Origin of the sequence: Pararoseomonas sp. SCSIO 73927 (assembly GCF_037040815.1) — a bacterium.
Taxonomy (GTDB): domain Bacteria; phylum Pseudomonadota; class Alphaproteobacteria; order Acetobacterales; family Acetobacteraceae; genus Roseomonas.
The window spans coordinates 48,003-66,665 of sequence record NZ_CP146232.1 but is presented as its reverse complement, the minus strand read 5'-3'; the positions used below and the strand labels follow the sequence as shown (position 1 = coordinate 66,665).

General features: G+C 73.3%; 23 protein-coding genes, 1 tRNA gene, 1 pseudogene and 1 riboswitch. Of the genes and pseudogenes, 21 read left to right on the top strand and 4 right to left on the bottom strand.

What is annotated here, in order from left to right:
• The first annotated feature begins 92 nt into the window (after window positions 1-92).
• The 8 genes from VQH23_RS00370 to VQH23_RS00335 all read left to right on the top strand — a co-directional run bounded on the left by VQH23_RS00370 (window position 93) and on the right by VQH23_RS00335 (window position 6,372).
• Window positions 93-1,298 (top strand): aspartate aminotransferase family protein, encoded by a 1,206-nt coding sequence (locus tag VQH23_RS00370; RefSeq protein WP_338663628.1) that lies wholly within the window; start codon window positions 93-95, stop codon window positions 1,296-1,298.
• A complete protein-coding gene (argF, locus tag VQH23_RS00365) occupies window positions 1,295-2,254 on the top strand; it encodes an ornithine carbamoyltransferase (RefSeq protein WP_338663627.1) in 960 nt (319 codons plus the stop codon). Before VQH23_RS00370 ends, argF begins: the two co-directional genes overlap by 4 nt.
• Window positions 2,255-2,354: 100 nt before the next feature.
• A complete protein-coding gene (locus VQH23_RS00360) occupies window positions 2,355-3,302 on the top strand; it encodes an Hsp33 family molecular chaperone HslO (protein ID WP_338663626.1) in 948 nt (315 codons plus the stop codon).
• An 82-nt stretch (window positions 3,303-3,384) separates the two neighbouring features.
• The gene (locus VQH23_RS00355; RefSeq protein WP_338663625.1) at window positions 3,385-3,990 is read left to right on the top strand and encodes a hypothetical protein; all 606 of its coding nucleotides are present in this window, start codon (window positions 3,385-3,387) and stop codon (window positions 3,988-3,990) included.
• Window positions 3,991-4,066: 76 nt separating this feature from the next.
• Window positions 4,067-4,396: a hypothetical protein gene (locus tag VQH23_RS00350; protein ID WP_338663624.1), complete on the top strand. Its 330-nt coding sequence runs from the start codon at window positions 4,067-4,069 to the stop codon at window positions 4,394-4,396.
• Window positions 4,397-4,570: 174 nt separating this feature from the next.
• Entirely contained in the window at window positions 4,571-5,137 is a 567-nt protein-coding gene (locus tag VQH23_RS00345) for a hypothetical protein (protein WP_338663623.1), read from the top strand.
• 3 nt (window positions 5,138-5,140) lie between these two features.
• Window positions 5,141-6,082: a 4-hydroxy-tetrahydrodipicolinate synthase gene (gene dapA, locus VQH23_RS00340; RefSeq protein WP_338663622.1), complete on the top strand. Its 942-nt coding sequence runs from the start codon at window positions 5,141-5,143 to the stop codon at window positions 6,080-6,082.
• Between the two features lie 2 nt (window positions 6,083-6,084).
• Window positions 6,085-6,372: a hypothetical protein gene (locus tag VQH23_RS00335; RefSeq protein WP_338663620.1), complete on the top strand. Its 288-nt coding sequence runs from the start codon at window positions 6,085-6,087 to the stop codon at window positions 6,370-6,372.
• Between the two features lie 18 nt (window positions 6,373-6,390).
• Here VQH23_RS00335 and folE read toward each other — a convergent pair whose 3' ends face one another.
• On the bottom strand, window positions 6,391-7,026 hold the full coding sequence (folE, locus tag VQH23_RS00330; RefSeq protein WP_338663619.1) for a GTP cyclohydrolase I FolE: 636 nt from the start codon (window positions 7,024-7,026) through the stop codon (window positions 6,391-6,393).
• 198 nt (window positions 7,027-7,224) lie between these two features.
• Here folE and VQH23_RS00325 point away from each other — a divergent pair, with 198 nt between their 5' ends.
• The 4 genes and pseudogenes from VQH23_RS00325 to VQH23_RS00310 all read left to right on the top strand — a co-directional run bounded on the left by VQH23_RS00325 (window position 7,225) and on the right by VQH23_RS00310 (window position 9,389).
• Window positions 7,225-7,617, top strand: coding sequence for a hypothetical protein (locus VQH23_RS00325; RefSeq protein ID WP_338663618.1), 393 nt, complete (start codon window positions 7,225-7,227; stop codon window positions 7,615-7,617).
• Window positions 7,614-8,588: a hypothetical protein gene (locus tag VQH23_RS00320; RefSeq protein WP_338663617.1), complete on the top strand. Its 975-nt coding sequence runs from the start codon at window positions 7,614-7,616 to the stop codon at window positions 8,586-8,588. The genes VQH23_RS00325 and VQH23_RS00320 overlap by 4 nt, the downstream gene beginning before the upstream one ends.
• A gap of 49 nt (window positions 8,589-8,637) precedes the next feature.
• Window positions 8,638-8,737 (top strand): annotated as a pseudogene (locus VQH23_RS00315) (IS5/IS1182 family transposase); the annotation flags it as partial.
• Window positions 8,738-8,918: 181 nt separating this feature from the next.
• Window positions 8,919-9,389 (top strand): hypothetical protein, encoded by a 471-nt coding sequence (locus VQH23_RS00310; protein WP_338663616.1) that lies wholly within the window; start codon window positions 8,919-8,921, stop codon window positions 9,387-9,389.
• A gap of 91 nt (window positions 9,390-9,480) precedes the next feature.
• Here VQH23_RS00310 and apaG read toward each other — a convergent pair whose 3' ends face one another.
• The 3 genes from apaG to metZ form a co-directional block, all read right to left on the bottom strand.
• The gene (apaG, locus tag VQH23_RS00305) at window positions 9,481-9,891 is read right to left on the bottom strand and encodes a Co2+/Mg2+ efflux protein ApaG (RefSeq protein WP_338663615.1); all 411 of its coding nucleotides are present in this window, start codon (window positions 9,889-9,891) and stop codon (window positions 9,481-9,483) included.
• The gene (locus tag VQH23_RS00300; protein WP_338663614.1) at window positions 9,888-10,499 is read right to left on the bottom strand and encodes a LysE family translocator; all 612 of its coding nucleotides are present in this window, start codon (window positions 10,497-10,499) and stop codon (window positions 9,888-9,890) included. Before VQH23_RS00300 ends, apaG begins: the two co-directional genes overlap by 4 nt.
• Before the next feature lie 99 nt (window positions 10,500-10,598).
• A complete protein-coding gene (gene metZ / locus VQH23_RS00295) occupies window positions 10,599-11,849 on the bottom strand; it encodes an O-succinylhomoserine sulfhydrylase (protein ID WP_338663613.1) in 1,251 nt (416 codons plus the stop codon).
• A 47-nt stretch (window positions 11,850-11,896) separates the two neighbouring features.
• Window positions 11,897-11,974: riboswitch (SAM riboswitch) on the bottom strand.
• Window positions 11,975-12,101: 127 nt separating this feature from the next.
• Here metZ and radC point away from each other — a divergent pair.
• The 9 genes from radC (at window position 12,102) to VQH23_RS00250 (ending at window position 18,548) form a co-directional block, all read left to right on the top strand.
• A complete protein-coding gene (radC, locus tag VQH23_RS00290) occupies window positions 12,102-13,049 on the top strand; it encodes a RadC family protein (RefSeq protein WP_338663612.1) in 948 nt (315 codons plus the stop codon).
• 53 nt (window positions 13,050-13,102) lie between these two features.
• Window positions 13,103-13,177, top strand: a tRNA-Gly gene (locus tag VQH23_RS00285).
• A gap of 97 nt (window positions 13,178-13,274) precedes the next feature.
• Complete coding sequence (locus tag VQH23_RS00280; RefSeq protein ID WP_338663611.1) at window positions 13,275-13,931, top strand: hypothetical protein; 657 nt, start codon at window positions 13,275-13,277, stop codon at window positions 13,929-13,931.
• Between the two features lie 266 nt (window positions 13,932-14,197).
• Window positions 14,198-14,716, top strand: coding sequence for a hypothetical protein (locus VQH23_RS00275; protein WP_338663610.1), 519 nt, complete (start codon window positions 14,198-14,200; stop codon window positions 14,714-14,716).
• Window positions 14,717-14,884: 168 nt separating this feature from the next.
• The gene (locus VQH23_RS00270; RefSeq protein ID WP_338663609.1) at window positions 14,885-15,325 is read left to right on the top strand and encodes a hypothetical protein; all 441 of its coding nucleotides are present in this window, start codon (window positions 14,885-14,887) and stop codon (window positions 15,323-15,325) included.
• A 46-nt stretch (window positions 15,326-15,371) separates the two neighbouring features.
• The gene (locus tag VQH23_RS00265; RefSeq protein ID WP_338663608.1) at window positions 15,372-16,274 is read left to right on the top strand and encodes a DUF6065 family protein; all 903 of its coding nucleotides are present in this window, start codon (window positions 15,372-15,374) and stop codon (window positions 16,272-16,274) included.
• Complete coding sequence (locus tag VQH23_RS00260) at window positions 16,271-17,299, top strand: DMT family transporter (RefSeq protein ID WP_338663607.1); 1,029 nt, start codon at window positions 16,271-16,273, stop codon at window positions 17,297-17,299. The genes VQH23_RS00265 and VQH23_RS00260 overlap by 4 nt, the downstream gene beginning before the upstream one ends.
• Before the next feature lie 30 nt (window positions 17,300-17,329).
• Entirely contained in the window at window positions 17,330-17,494 is a 165-nt protein-coding gene (locus tag VQH23_RS00255) for a hypothetical protein (protein WP_338663606.1), read from the top strand.
• A 169-nt stretch (window positions 17,495-17,663) separates the two neighbouring features.
• The gene (locus VQH23_RS00250) at window positions 17,664-18,548 is read left to right on the top strand and encodes a hypothetical protein (RefSeq protein ID WP_338663605.1); all 885 of its coding nucleotides are present in this window, start codon (window positions 17,664-17,666) and stop codon (window positions 18,546-18,548) included.
• The last annotated feature ends 115 nt before the right edge of the window (window positions 18,549-18,663 follow it).

Here is an 18,663-nt window from a genome sequence, read left to right as displayed (position 1 = left end):
ACCCGGCGCGCCCTTTCCTCCATTTTCACCGTCTTCCCGCCCGGCGCCGCGACACCCGCCACGCCCGCGGGACCACCGGAGGGCCACGCCGCGTGATCCCCGCCCTGATGCCGAACTACAACCGCGCCGACCTCGTCTTTGAGCGGGGCGAGGGCGCCTGGCTGTGGGACGAGCAGGGGCGACGATTCCTGGATTTTGGCGCCGGCATCGCCACCACCAGCATCGGCCACGGCCACCCGCACCTCGTGCAGGCCATCGCGGAGCAGGCGGGGCGGGTGATGCACACCTCCAACCTCTACCGCGTGCCCCAGGCCGAGCGGCTGGCGCAGCGGCTGGTGGAGGCGACGCCCTTCGCGGACAGCGTGTACTTCTCCAATTCGGGCGCCGAGGCGAACGAGGCGATGGTGAAGGCGGTGCGCAAGTACCACGCCTCCGAGGGCCATCCCGAGCGGTACCGCACGATCTGCTTCGAGGGCGCCTTCCACGGCCGCACGCTCGCCATGATCTCCGCCACGGGGAACGCGAAGTACCTGGAGGGCTTCGGCCCGCCGGTGGAGGGCTTCGACCACGTGCCCTTCGGCAACATGAACGCGGTGCGCAACGCGATCACGAAGGAGACCGGGGCGATCCTGATCGAGCCGGTGCAGGGCGAGGGCGGCGTTCGCCCGGCCGAGCTGCGCTTCCTGCGCGACCTGCGCGAGGTCTGCGACGAGTTCGGGCTGCTCCTGGCGCTGGACGAGGTGCAGACCGGCATGGGCCGTTCCGGCAAGCTCTGGGCCCACCAGTGGGCGGGGATCGAGCCGGACGTCATGTCCTCCGCCAAGGGTATCGGCGGCGGCTTCCCGCTCGGCGCCACGTTGGCGCGGGAGAAGGTGGCGCAGTACCTGAAGCCCGGCACCCACGGCAGCACCTATGGCGGCAATCCGCTGGCCTGCGCGGCGGGGAACGCGGTGCTGGACGTGATCCTGGCGCCCGGCTTCCTGGACGGCGTGGACCGCGTGGCGCGCCACCTCTGGCGCGGCATGCAGGACCTCGCGGCGCGCCATCCGTCGGTGGTGATGGGCGTGCAGGGCGCGGGGCTGTTGCTGGGCCTGCGCCTGCACGAATCCATCTCCAACACCGAGATGCAGGGCGCCGCGGTGGCGGAGGGCCTGCTGACGGTGGCGGCGGGGATGAACGTGTTGCGCGTGGCGCCGCCGCTGATCATTACCGAGGCAGAGGCGGACGAGGCACTGCGGCTCCTCGACCGTGCCTGCCTGCGCATGACGCCGGGGAACGCCAAGGCGGCGGCGAAGTGAGCGCGGCGCTGAAGGCGTTCTCCGAGAAGGGGGAGGGGGGCCGGCCGGCCCCCCGCCACTTCCTGGAGCTGATGGATTTCGACACGGCGACGCTGCGCCGGATGCTCGACCTCGGCAACCGCGCCAAGCGCGGCGAGGCGGCGGAGAAGCCGCTGGCGGGCAAGACCGTGGCCCTCATCTTCGAGAAGCCGAGCACGCGCACCCGCGTCTCCTTCGAGGTGGGCATCCGCCAGCTCGGCGGCTTCGTCACCACGCTGACGAGCAAGGACACCCAGCTCGGCCGCGGCGAGACGCCGGCGGACACGGCCCGCGTGCTGTCCCGCTACGTGGACGCGATCGTGCTGCGCACCGACAACGTGGAGAAGATGCGGGAGCTGGCGGAGTACGCCACCGTGCCCGTGATCAACGGCCTGACGGACATCTCCCATCCCTGCCAGCTGATGGCGGACGTGATGACCTTTGAGGAGCATCGCGGCCCGATCGCCGGGCAGGTCGTGGCCTGGACGGGGGACGGCAACAACGTGGCCCAGTCCTTCATCCAGGCGGCGGCGCGGTTCAACTTCACCCTGCGCCTGGCCACGCCCGCGCAGCTGGCCCCGCCGGCCGATCTGCTGGCCTGGGCGCGTGCCCAGGGCGCGACGGTGGAGCTGTTCAGCGACCCGGCCGAGGCGGTGCGCGGCGCCCGCTGCGTGGTGACGGACACCTGGATCTCCATGAGCGACGAGAAGCGGGAGATGCGGAACCGGCACAACATGCTGGCGCCCTACCAGCTGAACGCCGCCCTGCTGCGCCACGCGGCGCCGGACGCTGTGGTGATGCACTGCCTGCCCGCGCATCGCGGCGAGGAGATCACCGACGAGGTGATGGACGGCCCGCAGAGCGTGGTGTTCGACGAGGCGGAGAACCGGCTGCACGCGCAGAAGGGCGTGCTGCTCTGGGCCTTGGGCGAAAACTGATCCCGCCCGCCCCGGCGCCTCCCGGAGTGCGGGCGGGCCATGCGCCCGCCGCGCCCTCCGCACCCTGTGATGCCGGGCGGGCGGACCCTATCTAGGGCGGGTGCAGAACGTTACCCGCCCCTCCGACACCCCCGATTTCCTGAACCATGACCGCCCGCCCGTGCCGGACATGGTGGTGCCGCGCGCCATCCTGCCCTTCCACCTGGAGGGGCGGCCGGTGCGCGGGCGCCTCGTGCGGCTGGGGACCCTGGCCGATTCCCTCATCGCCCGCCACGAGCTGCCGGAGGATGCCTCCCGCCTGCTCGGCGAGGCCCTGGCCCTGACCGCTGGCCTCGCCGCGGCGCTGAAGTTCCGCGGCTCCTTCTCGCTCCAGGCGAAGGGGGACGGGCCGGTGCCGATGCTGGTGACGGACTGCACGGATGCCGGGGAGATCCGCGGCTACGCGCGGGCCGAGGGCGCGCCGAAGGGCGAGGCCGCGGCGCTGCTGGGGAAGGGCTATCTCGCCTTCACCTGCGACCAGGGCCCGGAGATGGACCGCTACCAGGGCATCGTCGGGATCGAGGGCGAGACGCTGGCGGAGATGACGGATTCCTATTTCCGCACCTCCGAGCAGCTCCAGGCCTTCGTGCGCCTGGCCTGCCGCCGCACGGCCGATGGGTGGCGCGCCACCGCCCTGATCCTGGAGCGCGTGGCGGCGGAAGGCGGCATCGACGGGCTGGACACCGCGGAGGCGGACGAGGCCTGGCACACCGCCACTACCCTGGCCGCCACGGTGAAGGAGGCGGAGATGCTGGACGACGCGCTGGCGCCGGAGCAGCTCCTGCACCGCCTGTTCCACCTGGAGGGGCTGCTGGTGGACCGCCCGCGCGCCCTTTCCTATGGCTGCCGCTGCTCCCGCGCGCGGCTGGCGGGGGTGCTGCAGGGCTTTCCGGAGAGCGACTTGGACGAGATGGCGGAGCACGGGCAGATCACCATGACCTGCGAGTTCTGCAACATCGCCTTCCGCTTCGACCGGGCCGAGGTGAAGGGCGCCGCCGGAAGGGCCTGATCTCGCTCCTTCCGGGGCCTCTTCTGGAACCCGCCCCGATCGGCTAACGCGGTTCCTGGCTCCAGGGGGTGTGGACGGGACGATGATCGGGCGATCCATGATCGGGCGGCGCCTCGCGCTCGGCGCGCCACTCCTCCTGCTGGCCTGCGGCGGGCGGGAGCCGCCGCCGTTGCCCGCGCGTCCGCCCGGCTACGCCTGGCTCACGCCGCTGCGGCTGAACGTCGTGGACCTGGAGGTGGTGGAAGCGCCGCTGGAGGCGCGCGTCGATCCGCCCGCGCCGATCCAGCCCGCCGCCGAGGTGGCGCGGATGGGGCGGGACCGAATCATCCCATCCGGCACCACCGCCCGCGCGCGCTTCGTGGTGGAGGCGGCGAGCCTCGTCCGCTCCGGCGACTCCGTCTCCGTGCTGCTGCGCGCGGGGGTGGAGGTGCTGGACAACAACCGGCGCGTGGCCTTCGCCCAGGCGGAGGCGCGGCGGAGCCTCAGCGGCTTCGGCAGCGGCGCGGCGGCGCGAGCCCGCGCCGCCGAGACCGTGATGGTGGGCGCGATGGACGACCTGAACGTGGAGTTCGAGCTGCAGGTCCGCCGCAACCTCCGCGACTGGCTGCTGGAGACCACGCCCACCGCCCCGGTCGCGCCGGTGGACGCGCCCGGGGGGATCGAGCGCCAGGATCTGCCGCGGGGTTAGGCTTTTCCCGGAGCGCAACCCCGCGCCGGTCTGCGGCGCTTCTCCTTCCAACCTGCATCTGGAAGGAGCCACGCCGATGAAGAGCCTTCGCCTCGCGATCCTGCCCGCCCTCGCCCTCGCCGGCGGCCTCGCCGCCTGCGCACCCTATCCGGCGGAGGGCTACTACACCGTGCCGCCGCCGAGCGCCGTGGCCGTGCCGCCGACCTACCGCAACGACCAGGCGGCCTATGTCGCCCAGGTGCCCGTGGCGCCGGGCGTGCCCTACGCGGCCGCCGTCGATCCCTATTGCCGCGAGGCCTTCGCCAATGCCGCCGGCACGCAGCAGCAGGCCTCGATGACCGGCACCTACGCCGACGCCGCCCGCGCCCAGCGCTCCGCGGATTTCTACCGGCGCGACTGCCGCTGAGCATCGAACCCCGGGCCGGGAAGGCCCGGGGGCGGGCACCGGGGCCGCCGATCCGCAGGGATCGGCGGCCTTTTTGCTGTCCCTGACGCGTTTACGCGGCCTTTATCGTCGGCCGCCCTCTCTCGCATCGCGGTTTTACGGGCCGGTCCTCAGCTTGGCGGCGTGGAGGATCCCATGGCCCCTATCGCCATCCTGTCGCCCGAGCCGCCGGGCATCGCGTCTCCTGCCCTTGCCGCGTCAGCCGCTTCTGCCAAGGACGTGGCGAAGGGACCGGCGCGGAGCCCGGGCGGGCTGCCCTGGCCGCCGAGCCTGCGCGCGCTGGACGCCGCGCCGCGCCGTGCGGGCGCAGCCCTGCTGGACGCCGCGGGGGCGGGGCGGGAGGACCGCGTGCTCTGCATCGGCGAGGCCGGGGCCGAGACCCTGTGCGACGCGCTGCACCGGGGTTGCCGCGGCGCCGCCGCCTTCCGCCAGCCCCCGGCCCATCCCGACCCGGTGGAGGTCGTCGTCGCGCCCGCCATCCGCTCCGAGGAGGCGGGACGGGCGGTGGCGGATTGCGCCCGGCGCGCCCTGCCTTCCGGCGGCCGGCTGGCGCTGCGGCTGATCGGCGACGGCACGGCGGCGCTCGCCCGCTCCGTCGCCGCCCGGCTCCGCGCCTACGGCTTCGAACGGGTGCGGCTGCGCGGGGAGGGGGAAGGGGGGCTGATGCTCTACCGCCTCGCCTCCGCCCGGAAGGGAGCCTGAACCATGCGCCCTCCTCCGGGCCTGCGGGGGAGCATCCCCGCCCTCGTCACCCCTTTCCTCTCCGGGGATGCCGGCACGATCGACCGCGCCGCCCTCTCGCGCCTCGCGGCCCGCGCCACCGCGCGCGGGGCGGGCGCGCTGGTGGCCTGCGGCAGCACGGGGGAGGCGCCCGCGCTCTCCGCTGTGGAGCACGCCCAGGTCGTCGCCTGCGTGGCCGAGGCCGCGCACGGCCTTCCGGTGGTGGCGGGTGTCGGCGCGCCCTGCACGGAGGCGGCGGTGGCGCTGGCCGTCGCGGCGGAGCATGTCGGCGCCGCCGCGCTGCTCGTCTCCGCCCCGCCCTATGTGAGGCCGGGGCAGGAGGGGCTGCGCGCCCATGTCCGCGCCGTGGCCGCGGCGACGGGGCTGCCGGTCGTGCTCTACGACGTGCCCTCCCGCGCCGGCGTCGGCTTCGCGGACGAGACGATCGCCCGCCTTCACGCGGACGGGCTGATCGCGGCGGTGAAGGACGCCACCGGCGACCTCTCCCGCCCGCCGCGGCTGGCGCGGCTCTGCGGGCCGGGGCTGGTGCAGCTCTCCGGCGACGACGCGACGGCGCTGGCGCACCTGGCCATGGGCGGGCAGGGCTGCGTCTCCGTCACGGCCAATGTCGCGCCCGCCCTCTGCGCCGCGCTGCAAGCGGCCTTCGCGGCGCGGGACCTCGCCTTCGCGGCGGAGATCCGCGACCTGCTGGCGCCGCTGGACGCCGCTCTCTTCGCGGAGACGAACCCGGTGCCGGTGAAGGCGGCGCTGGGGCTGCTCGGCCTCTGCGCGCCGCACCCGCGCCTGCCGCTGATGCGGGCGGAGCCGGGAACGGCCGCGCGCCTCTCCCGCGCGCTCGCCGGCGTGATGGAGAGGGAGGAGGCGGTGGCGGCGGAGCGGATGCCGCGCGTCCGGCAGGTGGCCTGACGATGCGGCGGAACTCCACCGCGCGGCTGGACCCCTCCTCGGTCCGCACCCTCGCGCGGTTCACCCTCTTCCTCGGCTTCGCCGGGCTGTGGTGCGCGGTGGTCCACCTGATCACCGCGCGCCCGGTGACGCCCGTGCCGATGCTGGTGACGGCGGCGGGCGTGGCCGCCGGCTTCGCGGCCGCGAACCGGGAGAGGCCGGGGGCCGGCAGCCTGAACCGCTGGGACGAGACGGCCGGCTTCCTCGGCCTGGCCGGCCTGGCGAACGCCCTCGTCCGGGCGGTGGGGTAGGCTACCCCTCGAAGGTGCCTACCCTTCGAAGGTTCCGGCGCGGCCGTTGATGATGGAGAGGAACTCCCGCCGCGTCGCGTGATCGTCGCGGAAGGCGCCGAGCATGGTACTGGTGACCATCGTGACGCCGTGCTTGTGCACGCCGCGCGTGGTCATGCACTGGTGCGCCGCCTCCACCACCACGGCGACGCCGATCGGGTCCAGCACGTCGTTGATGGCGTTGGCGATCTGCGCCGTCAGCTTCTCCTGGATCTGCAGGCGCTTGGAGAAGGCGTCCACCACGCGGGCGAGCTTGGAGATGCCCACCACGCGGCCCCGCGGCAGGTAGCCCACATGGGCGCGGCCGATGATCGGGACCATGTGGTGCTCGCAGTGGCTCTCCAGCCGGATGTCGCGCAGCACCACCATCTCGTCGTAGCCCGCCACCTCCTCGAAGGAGCGCTGGAGGAGCTGCACGGGATCGGTGGCGTAGCCGCCGAACAGCTCCAGGTAGGACTTCGCGACGCGCTTGGGGGTGTCCAGCAGCCCCTCGCGGGCGGGGTCGTCCCCGGCCCAGAGGATAAGGGTGCGGACGGCGGCCTCCGCCTCCTCCTGGCTCGGGCGGGCGTGGCCGGCGGCCTCGGCGGGGGTGGCGATGGTCGCGGGGTCGGTCACGGCGTCGTCCTCTCGGAACCCCCGGATCGTCGCGGGGGGATGAAATGATGGTCCCGCTGCCGCCGGGTTGGAAGCGGGCTGCCGGGCGGGCCGGGGCTGCGCCGGCCGCATTTCCGCGGCGGTAACCGCCACGGAACCTTCAACGGGACCCCGCGCCCGCTCGTGCGTTCCCCTGGCGTCCGCAGCGGAGGCCCGGCGATGCGAAACCCCGAAGCCGCCACCGACCTGATCCACCGCATCGGCGGTGCCCTCGTCCGCGACCCGGATGTGGTGGAGCTGCCCTGGGAAGCGCTGGCCCTGGTGGTGACGGTGGAGCCGGGCGTGGTCTCCACCAGCGGCTACGCCTACGACGAGAGGCGGCGGCCCATCGCCTTCACGCCGAGCCGCGGGAGCGGGCTGGTGGAGCTGTTCCGGGAGCTGCAGGAGGCCACCTCGGACCCCGGCGGGCGCCGCTGGGCCGCCTGCCTCGTGCAGGTCCGGCGCGCGACGGGAAAGATGACGATGCAGTACGAGTACGACGACGTGGACCGCTGGAAGGTGACGCCGGACAACCTGGACACAATGAGGGCCGGGCTGTGCCCCGCGGAGTGAGCCCCCGCCCGGGATATCTGCACCGGGGCGTCCCGCATTGGGGCCTCTCGCGCCGGGCGCTGGTCGCGGCGGCGCTGCCGCTCCTGCTGCCTTCCGGCGCCCCGGCGCAGCCGGCTGCACCGGGCGGCGGGACGGGCGCGCCGAAGCCGCCGCCCGCCGGGGCGCCGCAAGGCAGCGCCGCCCCGGCACGGCAGCAGGGTGCCGCGCCGGCATCGGCCGCCGGGCCGGAGGCGATCGCGGACTACGTGGAGATGGCCGGCGACATCCGGCTGGAACCCGCCGAGCGCGCCGCCGTGGTAGAGGCGGAGCGCCGCCTCGCCGGGGGCGGGACGCGGCCGAGCTGGGGCGAGGCGGCCTCCGTGCTGGCGCGCCACCGCGGCCTGAACGCCATCGGGAGGGCCGAGATCCGCCACGCCGCCCGCGCCGCCTTGCACTTCGCGGCGCATGAGGACCGCACGGCCGTGGACATCCTCTCCCGCCGCGACCCCGTGCTGGTGGAGGACGCGCCGCGCAAGGAGGTGGTCACCATGGCCGACCTGCGCGCCATGGCCGCGACCAACGAGTTCGTCGGGCGCCTCTCCGGCCAGACGCCGCCGCCGATGCGGGAGGAGCCGGGGGACCGGGAGAAGCTGCGCGCCGTCTACGAGGCGCAGCCCGGGATGCGCGTGGCCACCACCCAGGCCGGGCAGCGCCACGCGACGGTGGAGGAGGTCTGGCGCCGCATGGACGAGCGGGCGAGGGCGGAGGTGACCGCGGTGCTGCGCGACAAGGTGCGCGACAGCCCCGCCGTGGCCGATGCCGCGCGCGAGCTGGAGAACATCATGGTGGCGGCCGTGCAGCGGGCGCGGAACGACGCCGCGCTGGCGGATTTCCGCCGCCACATGGCGCGGATGGGCCAGGCGACGGTGGAGATGGCCCGGCTGGACGCACTGCGGCACAACATGGACGAGATGCACCGGCTGTTCCGCTGAGGGCTGCGTACCCCGCCCGCAAGGTCCGGGCGGGTGGGCGATGGTTTTATCAGCGCCGGACCGGGACGAGCGTGAGGCGCTTGCCCGTTCCAGTGACGGCTTCGGCACCAAGGTCTGCGTGATCGCCGACAGCGCAGGCCGCGCCGCCACCCGGTGCGATAAGCCGCCCCGTCCTTCCTCGGCGTCCTACACCTCGCCGCTACCCTCGACTGGCTCCGCGGGTCGCAATAGCATCCCTTCGAAAGCAGCTTTGGGGTTGCCGCTCCGGAGAGCAGTCCGTCAGCAGGCATCAAGGCGCCAAAGATCCCGCACCTCCAGGCTCACCCAGAGATGCACACGAACTTCAGCACCTCAGATCTGATCGGGCTTTTTCGAGCAGGTCTGGTCGCGCTCGTGCCAGTCGCTGAGCGGGCCCGCATCGCTTGGCGGTCACCAGCGGCATATGATCCTTGGGAAAGCATTGAGCGGGCTCTGTTCGCATCTATCGTGAGCAGCGTAGTAGAAAACGCCATTCCCAACCTACCCGCCCCTCTTCCCAAGTACGGTTTGACGTACCCTAGCTATGACCACCTTAGCTTTCTGACCGATCGGGCCGCGAGGCAGCGGGGCGAAACTTTGGTATTTCTAATGCTGACCACGGCTAACGACCCATTCGACACGATGTGCTTCGTGGAGGTGGATGGAACGTTCATCCCAACGGGACGCAAGGTCGAGGTTCCGCTCTCGCAAGCACTGCCAGAGGTGGCCACCAGGACGATAGACGGTCTGCGCTACCTCGATGTGATCGAGTACCACGAGTGACAGGTTCTGATGACGGGTCGTTCTGTGGAGGCTTATTGCGAACTACGGCACGACGGCTTGGTCATTCAATCTGCTCAGGCACTAACAAACCCTAGTTCAGCGTCACCCCACCGTAGGGGCTGTCGAGGCTGAAAGCGGGGATCTCGGCGTCGAAGGCCTCGCCGGTGGCGGAGACCACCATGTGGTACTGGCCACGCATGAAGCCGGAGGGCGTCGCGAGCGGGGTGCCGGAGGTGTACTCGAAGGCCTCGCCGGGCTCGAGCACGGGCTGCTCCCCCACCACGCCGTCGCCGTGCACGTGCTGGGTGCGGCCCATCGCGTCCGTGATGTGCCAGGTGCGCTTGAGGAGTTGCACCGTCTCCCGCCCCTCATTCGTGATGCGGACGCGGTAGGCCCAGATGTGGCGCCCCTCCTCCGGCTCCGACTTGTCGGCGAGGTAGAAGGTGCGGACCGTCACGCGCAGGCCGCGGGTGAGGGCGGTGAAGGCGCCGGGGTCGCTCATGCCCGACGCCCCAGCAGCGCGGTGGCCAGCCCGGCGCCGACGAGCGCCGTGCCGCCGGTGCGGTTCAGCGCGCGCCGCACCGCGGGCCGCCGCACGGCGCCTGAGAGGCGGCCGGTGAGCAGCGCGTAACCCAGGGCGTTCGCGGCGCCGAGGGCGACGAAGCTGGCGACCAGCAGGCCGGCCTGCGGCAGGAAGGGGCGTGCCGGGTCGATGAATTGCGGCACGAAGGCGACGAAGAAGGCGATGCCCTTGGGGTTGGTGGCGGTGACGAGGAAGGCCTGCAGCCCCGCGCGGCGCGGGGGCAGGGGGGATGGCACGCCCTCCGCCGGGGCGCGCCAGAGCTTCACGCCCAGCCAGACGAGATAGGCGGCGCCCGCCCAGCGCAGCGCCTCGAAGGCGAGGGCGGAGGCGGCGAGGAGGGCGCCGAGCCCGGCGAGGGAGAGGCTCATCGCGAGCGCGTCGCCCGCCGCGACGCCGGCCACGAGCGGCAGGGTGGAGCTTCGCCCGCCGCCGAGGGATTGGCCGAGCACGAGCAGGATGGTGGGGCCGGGGATGACGAGCATCGCCGTGGCGGCGGCAAGGAAGGCGAGCCAGGTCTCGACTGTCATCGGCGTCCTCTTGCCTGCGCTTGGCGGCAGCCTGCCACCGGGCGCGCCGCCGCGTCCATCGCGACGGCGCGTGCGGCGGGACGGGTCAGCGCCCCGGCATCAACGGTCCGGCGAGGCCGCGCGGGCGACGCCGCCCGCCTTGCCGCCACCGGTCGCCCGCAGCCCGTCGAGCGCCTGGGTCAGGTCGTCGATCAGGTCCTGCGGGTCCTCCAGGCCGACGGAGAAGCGCACCGTGCCGTCGGTGATGCCCAGCCGCGCCCGCTCCTCCGCGCCCACCTTCATGTGGGTGGTGGTGGCGGGGTGGGTGACCATGCTGCGCGCGTCGCCGAGGTTGTTGGAGATGTCGATGAGCTTCAGCGCGTCCAGCACGCGGAAGCAGGCGTCCTTGCCGCCATCAATGTCGAAGGTGACGAGGGTGCCGCCGGCGGACATCTGCTTCCGCGCCAGGGCCTGCTGCGGGTGGGTGTCCATGAATGGGTAGAGACTGCGGGAGACCTCCGGGCGGCCTGCCAGGAAGTGCGCCAGCTTCTCCGCGTTCGCGCACATGGCGGGGATGCGCAGGTGCAGCGTCTCCAGCCCCTTCAGGATCACCCATGCGTTGAAGGGCGAGATGGAAGGGCCGGTGTTGCGGATGAAGGGCTGCAGCACCTCATCCACCCACTTGCGGCTGCCCAGCACGGCGCCGCCGAGGACGCGGCCCTGGCCGTCGAAGTGCTTGGTGGCGGAATACACCACCACGTCCGCGCCCAGCTCCAGCGGCTTCTGCAGCAGCGGCGTGGCGAAGACGTTGTCCACCACCACGATCGCCCCGGCGGCGTGTGCCATCTCGGCCACCGCCGGCAGGTCCACCAGCTCCAGCATGGGATTGGAGGGGGTCTCCAGCAGCACCAGCGCGGCGGGCTCGCGGAAGGCGTCCCGCCACTGGTCGAGGTCCGTGCCGTCCACGAAGACCGTCTCGATGCCGTAGCGCGGCAGCAGGGTGGAGACGATCCAGTGGCAGGAGCCGAAGAGGGCGCGGGAGGCGACCACCCGGTCCCCGGCCTTCAGGTGGGACAGCATCGCGGAGTGGACGGCGGCCATGCCGGAGGCGGTGACGCGGCAGGCCTCCGCCCCCTCCAGCGCCGCCAGCTTGTTCTGCAGCGCCTCGATCGTCGGGTTGCCGAAGCGGGAGTACTGGTAGTGCTGGATGTTGCCGAGGAAGGTGTCCTCCGCTTGGCCCGCGCTCTCGTACATGAAGCCCGAGGTCAGGTGCAGCGCGTCCGACATCTCGTCGAAGGAGGAGCGGTTCTGGCCGCCGCGCACGAGGAGGGTGGCGGGGCGGAGCGGGAAGTCGGGAAGGGTCCTGGGCATCGCGGGCGTTCCATCAAGTCACGGAGGGCCCGGTCGGGCGGAGAGGAGGCCCCCCCGCCACGGCCGTTTAGCGCGTTTCTTTAAGCTCGCCGCAAGCTGGCCGACAAATCGCGAGCACCGGCCGCCCGGCGGGGCCAGCGGCTGATGCGGCCGAGGCTAGTCCCGCCGGCTGCGCGCAACAAGTCCTGGGCGGCGCCGCAGAAGCCCGCTCACGCCTCCTTGAGCGGGGCGCCGGCACACGGAATTATTCCGATGAGTCGCCAGGACGGCGAGTCGCGAGGGGGTCTGCGGGGCATGTGGCTCGGGAAGTTGTTCCGCCGGCAGCCGGCGGCGCCGACGCGGCACGGGGCGCGCCCGCCCGGCTTCGCGGAGGATCTCGGTACCTTCGGCGTACAGGCCCTGGTGGAGGACGGATCCCGCCCCATGCGGACCGGCGGCGGCTCGCGCGGTACCCGCCCGGGCCGGGGAGGGGAGGAGTTTTCCGCGCGGCCCTTCTCCGGCGGCCTCCCCCCCGGCCGGCCCTTCGCGAGCACGGGGCCGCAGGGCCATCGCGGCCGGATGCGGGAGAAGCTGCTGGAGCGCGGGCCGGACGCGCTGGCCGATTACGAGCTGCTGGAGATGCTGCTCTTCTTCGCCTTCAAGAAGGGCGACACCAAGCCGCTCGCGAAGTCGCTCATCAACCGGTACGGCAGCTTCGCAGGCGTCCTGACCGCCCCGCAGGCCGAGCTGATGGCCACGCGGGGCCTGGGGGAGCACAGCGTCTCCGCGCTCAAGCTCGTCCAGGCCGCCGCGCTGCGCCTGGCGAAGGCCGAGGTGGCCGACATGCCGGTGCTGAACAACTGGGACCGGCTGCTGGCCTACCTCAACGCCGCCATCTCGCGCGAGAAGGTGGAGCAGTTCCGCATCCTGTTCCTGGACAGCAAGAACCGCCTGATCGCGGACGAGGCGCAGGCGAAGGGTACGGTGAACCACACCCCCGTCTACCCGCGGGAGGTGATCCGGCGGGCGCTGGACCTGCACGCGACCGCGCTGATCCTCGTGCACAACCACCCGAGCGGCGACCCGACGCCGAGCCGCTCCGACATCGAGATGACGATGGAGATCCGCCGGGCGGGGGAGATCTTCTCCGTGGTGGTGCACGACCACCTGATCATCGGGAACGGCCGCCACCTCTCCTTCCGGCGGGAAGGGCTGCTGTAGGCGGCGGATTGCGCCGGGGGCGCCGCTGCGCTAGGTGTGGGGCACCTCGGAGCGCGGGCGTAGTTCAGAGGTAGAACGTCAGCTTCCCAAGCTGAATGTCGTGGGTTCGATTCCCATCGCCCGCTCCATCCTCCCGATCCCCGACCTGTTACCCGTTTCCATTGGACAGGCCGCACCGTTCGGGCGTTCCTGCCGTGTTCTCCTCCTTCGGCACGGCAACCCATCATGAGTCGGTCCAGGCTTCCCCTCGTCTCCGCCCTGCTCGCCTCGGGCGCCCTCTCCGGCTGCGCGGTGGTGCCGGAACCGCTCGTCGCCTATCCCGGCCCGAACAAGACCGCCGAGGCGATGCAGCAGGACGACGCCACGTGCCGCCAAGAGGCAGCGGCGCCCGCCCCGCCCGCCGCTGCCGTGCCCACCACTTCCGCGCCCGCTACTTCTGCGCCCGCTACTTCCGCGCCCGGGGCGACGCCGGCTGTCGCCACCCCGGCCCCGGTCGCGCCGGAAACCCTGTACTTCCAGTGCATGGCTGCGCGCGGAAACGTCGTGGCCGCGGCGCCCGCGGCCTATCCCGCCACTTACGGCCCGGCCGTGTATGCCGGCTACGGCTTCGGCCTGTGGAGCGATCCCCTCTGGTACGGCTACTACGGCGCCCCGTTCTACGCCTGGGGCGGGGGATGGGGGCTGGGCCTGGGGTGGGGATGGGGCGGAGCCTACCGGGCAGGGTGGCGCGGCCCCGGTTACTGGCGCGGCCCGGGGTATTGGCATGGGCGCGGCGGCTGGCATGGCCGTGGGGGCGGGGGCTGGCGCGGCGGCCACGGCCACTTCGGCGGGTCCCGTGGCTTCGGTTCCCGTGGCTTCGGGGGCCGCGGCGGGCGGCACTAGAACCGCGGCGCCGTAACGCCCGCGTCATCGCGGCCCGGGCCTTATTGCGGCCGGGGCGCCGGAGGCGCTAGGGGGCGGCCCCGGCCATGCCGGGCGGCGGGCGCGACCCGCCGCGGAGGACCGGCGCGCCAGAAGCCGGCCTTCCCCCAGGATGCGTCCCGTCCCCCACCACCGTCCCCCGGCCCGTGCGGCCCTTCCGGGACGGTCCCGTGCCCGCGCCGCCGGCCCGCTCCGCGGGGCGGCCGGCGCCCGTTGCCGGAGGCCGCATGAACCGCCCCGCCGCCCTCTCCCTCCTCCTCCTGCTGGCCGCCTGTGGCTACGCGGATTCCCGCCTGGCGCATCAGGCGCAGCTGGACATGCAGGGCATGACCGCCACGGACCTGCAGGCCTGCGCGGGCATTCCCGACAGGACGAAGCAGCTCGACCCGCGCACGGAGCTGTTCAGCTACGCCCTGAAGAACGAGTCCACGGGCGGGGTGCAGGTGACGCTTCCCGTGATCGGCGGCGACATCACCCTTGGCGGCAGCGGCAACGCCTGCACGGCCACGTTCCGCCTGACGGACGGGCGCGTGAGCGGGCTGTTCTACACAGGCAACAACGACCGGCCGGTAGGGCAGGACGGGGTCTGCGCCATGATCGTCCGGGGCTGCATGAGGCGGCCGATGCCCAGCATGGCCCCGGTCGCGGGGGATGGGGCCTCCGCCTTCCGCCAGCCCCCGGCACAGCCTGAGCTGCCGCCTCCACCCGCGCCGGCCGTGGTCCGCATGGAGCCGGTCGGGCGCTGAACGACGGGAAAATGAGGCACCGATCCACAATTGACGGTGATTTGACGATGGCCTGACGGAAATATCCGGCCTCCGTGCTGCCTTTGGCCGACCGGCTGAAAAGCCGTGTCCCTTCACCCCGGGGTGGTGCGCCAGCCCGGCAGGCCGATCTCAGCACAGGACCCATCCATGACCGAGAAGAGCACCGCCATCCTCCGCACCGCCCCGAAGGCCGTGGCCGACAACGGCCGCGTCTCCACCGGTGGCCTGCAGCGCGCGATCATCCGCACCGCCCCGAAGGCCGTGGCCGACAACGGCCGCGTCTCCACCGGTGGCCTGCAGCGCGCGATCATCCGCACCGCCCCGAAGGCCGTGACCGACAACGGCCGCGTCTCGACCGGCGGCCTGCAGCGCGCCATCGTCCGCACCGCCCCGAAGGCCGTGGCCGACAACGGCCGCGTCTCCACCGGCGGCCTGCAGCGCGCCATCGTCCGCACCGCCCCGAAGGCCGTGACCGACAACGGCCGCGTCTCCACCGGCGGCCTGCAGCGCGCGATCATCCGCACCGCCCCGAAGGCCGTGGCCGACAACGGCCGCGTCTCCACCGGCGGCCTGCAGCGCGCGATCTGACGGCGCCTACCGGGCTCCGTCCGGAGCCGCCGCAAGGGCGGGTTGGATGAAGCCGGCGGCCTCCGCGCACCGCGGCGGCCGGGACCTGCTGGGGATGGCGTACGGCATCATGGATCAGGACCTGACAACCGAGGCCGTCCCCGTCCCGCGGAACGCGTCCACCACGCCGCATGAGCTGGCCCGGGAGCCGGCCCGGGAGCCAATCGTCCGCTTCCACAACCTCTTCCCGGGCTGCCGTCCGCCCCAGCGCGCGGGCCGGGACGGCTACGGCACCATCCCCATCCGCGCCTACCGCTACTGCGAGGCGCTGTGCTCCGCCGCCGCGTTCGGCTGGCACGTCTTCCCGCCCATGGATTTCGAGCTCGTCTGGGATGGCGGTACGGAGATCCAGTGGACCTACCCCGAGGCCGAGGGCTGGTACCCGCTGGACGTCGCCCAGTTCCCCTATTTTGCGGGCGAGTTCGACGAGGCGGCGCCGGAGGACGCGAAGGGCTTCTCGCCCCCGTTCCTCGCGAACTTCATCGAGCCCGGGATCGTGCAGATCTGGTCCGGCGTGGTGGCGCGCACCGCGCCCGGCTGGAACCTGCTGATCCGCCCGCCCGCCAACGTGCCGCGCGACCTGGGCTACGAGCATTTCGAGGGCATCGTGGAGACGGACCGCTGGTTCGGCCCGCTGCTGCTCAACATCCGCCTGACCCGCACCGACATCCCCGTTCGCTTCAAGGCCGGATACCCGCTGATGCAGGTGCAGCCGGTGCAGCGGAGCACGGTGCTGGACCCCACCCTGGACAACTACGCGGTGTCCGAGGGGCTGGACTCCTTCAGCGAGGCGGACTGGGACGCCTTCCGCCAGACCGTGGTGAAGCCGAACAAGGACCCCAACCGCCGCCGCGGGGCCTATGCCGCCGAGTCCCGCAAGGGAAAGAAGCGCGAGGAATCCGGCGCATGACCGCCCCGGCCCCGGACCGGCTGCCCCCCAGCAGGCTTCAGGGCCTGGCCTGGGCCCTGGTGGCCGTGCTGGTGGCCGCCGCCTATCCCGCCATCACCCGGCTGGGCGTCACGCAGCAGGCGATGACGCCGCTGGAGCTGGCGACGCTGCGCTACCTCGTGGCCGGCGCGGTCCTGCTGCCCGTCTTCATCCCCCGCGCGCGCCGTCTGGACCGGCAGGGCTGGGCTGAGGCCGCGCTCCTCGCCTTCTGCCAGGGCACGCCGCTCGCCGCCCTCATCGCCGCCGGCCTCGCCCAAGCGCCGGCCGCCCACGGGGCGGCGCTGACGCTCGGGCTGATGCCGGCGGTCACCCTCCTGCTCGGCCTCCTCGCCGGGCGCCGGCCGGGGCGCAACGCCGCGCTCGGGGCCGCGATGATCGCGGCCGGGGCGGCGCTGCTGGCTGCGGCGGATGCGGGGGAGGGCGGCTCCGCCCTGCTGGGCTATGCGATGTTCGTCCTCGCGGCTTTCATGGGCGGGATCTACTTCGTCCGGCTGCGGGACTCGGGCTTCACGGCGCTGGAAGGGGCGGCCTTCGTCGCCGTCCTCTCCGGCCTCGGCGGGCTGGTGGCGCTGGCCCTGACCGGCGGGCTGCCGCACCTGGCCGAGGTGGCGCCGCGGGCGCTCCTGGCGCAGGCAGGGTTCCAGGGGCTGCTGGTGGGCGTGCTGACGATGGTGGCGATGAACCGCGCCATCGCGCTGCTCGGCCCCACCCCGGCGACGGTCTGCCTCTCCCTCGTCCCGGCCATGGCGGCGGCGATCGCCGTGCCGCTGCTGGGAGAGGTGCCGTCGCCGGAGGCCGGGACGGCGATCGCGGCCATGGTGGCGGGCGCCGCCCTCTCGGCGGTCTCCTCCACCCGGTCCTCCTCCCCGCCTTCCGGCCATGGCCCCGGCCAGCGGCCGCTGTCTCGCCCGGTTCCGCGCCTCGCCCAGGTGCTGCGCCGGATGCGGCCACCGCTCCCCCGACGTCGCGGCATGGCGGCGGGGTAGCCCCTTCGACCCTTGGCAGAGGAGAGGCACATGATCGACCTCGACCTTCCCACCGAGCAGGAGCAGCTCCAGCAGGTGATCCAGCGGCTCGTCCGCACCGCCCGCACCACCGGGCTCGACGTTGCCGGCGGGGTCCTGGAAGCGCTGCAGGACGCGCTGGCGCGGCCACCTGAAGGCGGCCCCGAAGGGCACTGACGCGACACGCCTTCGGCCTAGGCAGCCGATCAGGCTCCGATCCGGCCCCATGTGGGCTCCGATGCGGGCGCTGATTCGGGCGTGTGGCGGCGCCCGCGCGGCTTGGCTCGCCCGGGGCTGACAGGACAGCTGGCAGGACAGCCGACAAGACAGCGGGGGACATTTCGACTTGGGACAGACCGTGCCGCCTGGACGCAAGCCGGCCGTGCCGGGCAAGGCCGGGCCGGGGCTTCTTCACCTGACCTGCGAGACGCTGGCGCTGGGCTGCCTCTTCGAGAGGCGCGGCGCGGCCTATATCCGGGTGCCCGTCCACCGCCGCCAGCAGATGCTGGGCTGCGAGTGGCACAGCCGCCGGATCGCCGGGCTCCTCCGCGCCGTGTCCTACACCTTCGAGGCGCTGGAGGACTGGACCGCCATGGCGGAGGAGGCGCCGGGGCAGGTCGCGTTGCTGTACCGCGGCATCCTCGGCCGGCCGGAGATCCGCGAGGAGGATCTGGTCTGGCGGTCCGACGTCTACTCCCGCGGGCCGGAGGGCTACGAGCTCGTCTTCCGCGCCGGGAGCTATAACCCGCTGAACGCCTGGAACACCGTCCGCGGCGCGGTGCACCTGAACGGGGGCGCGAGGGCCGGTTTCGAGCCTGCCCCGCTGCCCGATCCGGGCGGCCGCCTGCGCCTGTCCGCCGGGGTGCCGGAGCGCGGCCTGCTGTTCCTCGGCGGCCGCGACGTGACCGCGGAGGTGCTGCGCCCTGCCCGACGGGAGGGGCTGGCCGGCCCGCCGCGCCGGCTGGAGGCTGCGGTGCCAGACGATGCGGACTGGTCGCTCTGCGACCTGACCCTCCCGGACGGGGACCGCTTCACGGCGCTGGGCCTGTTCAACGCCCTGCTCGGCGGCTCCGGCGGCGGGCCGAACGGGGCGGAAAGCCAGGACCAGGGACTCGGTGCAGGCCCGACCGGGCACTGGGCCATGGCGGGGCTGGGCGCCGTGCCATTCCTGCCCGGGCGCCTCGTCGCGGAGGCGTTGCTGCGGCGGGCCGGCATACCGGTCCAGCCATGAACGGACGGCGCGCGCTTTCTCCGGCGCGCGCGGCCGGCCATAATGGGCGCGCCATGGTTCCGCTCCCCAGCGCCCCCCCGGGGTGCCCTTCCGGCACCTCCCTGGGCGGCCTGCC

Bases quoted from the DNA above. Each gene is read 5' to 3' on its own strand.
- dapA (WP_338663622.1), top strand. From the start codon at position 5,141: ATGCGCCCTCCTCCGGGCCTGCGGGGGAGCATCCCCGCCCTCGTCACC.
- VQH23_RS00335 (WP_338663620.1), top strand. From the start codon at position 6,085: ATGCGGCGGAACTCCACCGCGCGGCTGGACCCCTCCTCGGTCCGCACC.
- radC (WP_338663612.1), top strand. From the start codon at position 12,102: ATGAGTCGCCAGGACGGCGAGTCGCGAGGGGGTCTGCGGGGCATGTGG.
- VQH23_RS00325 (WP_338663618.1), top strand. From the start codon at position 7,225: ATGCGAAACCCCGAAGCCGCCACCGACCTGATCCACCGCATCGGCGGT.
- VQH23_RS00260 (WP_338663607.1), top strand. From the start codon at position 16,271: ATGACCGCCCCGGCCCCGGACCGGCTGCCCCCCAGCAGGCTTCAGGGC.
- VQH23_RS00310 (WP_338663616.1), top strand. From the start codon at position 8,919: ATGCACACGAACTTCAGCACCTCAGATCTGATCGGGCTTTTTCGAGCA.
- VQH23_RS00355 (WP_338663625.1), top strand. From the start codon at position 3,385: ATGATCGGGCGATCCATGATCGGGCGGCGCCTCGCGCTCGGCGCGCCA.
- VQH23_RS00270 (WP_338663609.1), top strand. From the start codon at position 14,885: ATGACCGAGAAGAGCACCGCCATCCTCCGCACCGCCCCGAAGGCCGTG.
- metZ (WP_338663613.1), bottom strand. From the start codon at position 11,849: ATGCCCAGGACCCTTCCCGACTTCCCGCTCCGCCCCGCCACCCTCCTC.
- VQH23_RS00280 (WP_338663611.1), top strand. From the start codon at position 13,275: ATGAGTCGGTCCAGGCTTCCCCTCGTCTCCGCCCTGCTCGCCTCGGGC.
- VQH23_RS00275 (WP_338663610.1), top strand. From the start codon at position 14,198: ATGAACCGCCCCGCCGCCCTCTCCCTCCTCCTCCTGCTGGCCGCCTGT.
- apaG (WP_338663615.1), bottom strand. From the start codon at position 9,891: ATGAGCGACCCCGGCGCCTTCACCGCCCTCACCCGCGGCCTGCGCGTG.
- VQH23_RS00300 (WP_338663614.1), bottom strand. From the start codon at position 10,499: ATGACAGTCGAGACCTGGCTCGCCTTCCTTGCCGCCGCCACGGCGATG.
- VQH23_RS00350 (WP_338663624.1), top strand. From the start codon at position 4,067: ATGAAGAGCCTTCGCCTCGCGATCCTGCCCGCCCTCGCCCTCGCCGGC.
- VQH23_RS00255 (WP_338663606.1), top strand. From the start codon at position 17,330: ATGATCGACCTCGACCTTCCCACCGAGCAGGAGCAGCTCCAGCAGGTG.
- VQH23_RS00265 (WP_338663608.1), top strand. From the start codon at position 15,372: ATGAAGCCGGCGGCCTCCGCGCACCGCGGCGGCCGGGACCTGCTGGGG.
- VQH23_RS00345 (WP_338663623.1), top strand. From the start codon at position 4,571: ATGGCCCCTATCGCCATCCTGTCGCCCGAGCCGCCGGGCATCGCGTCT.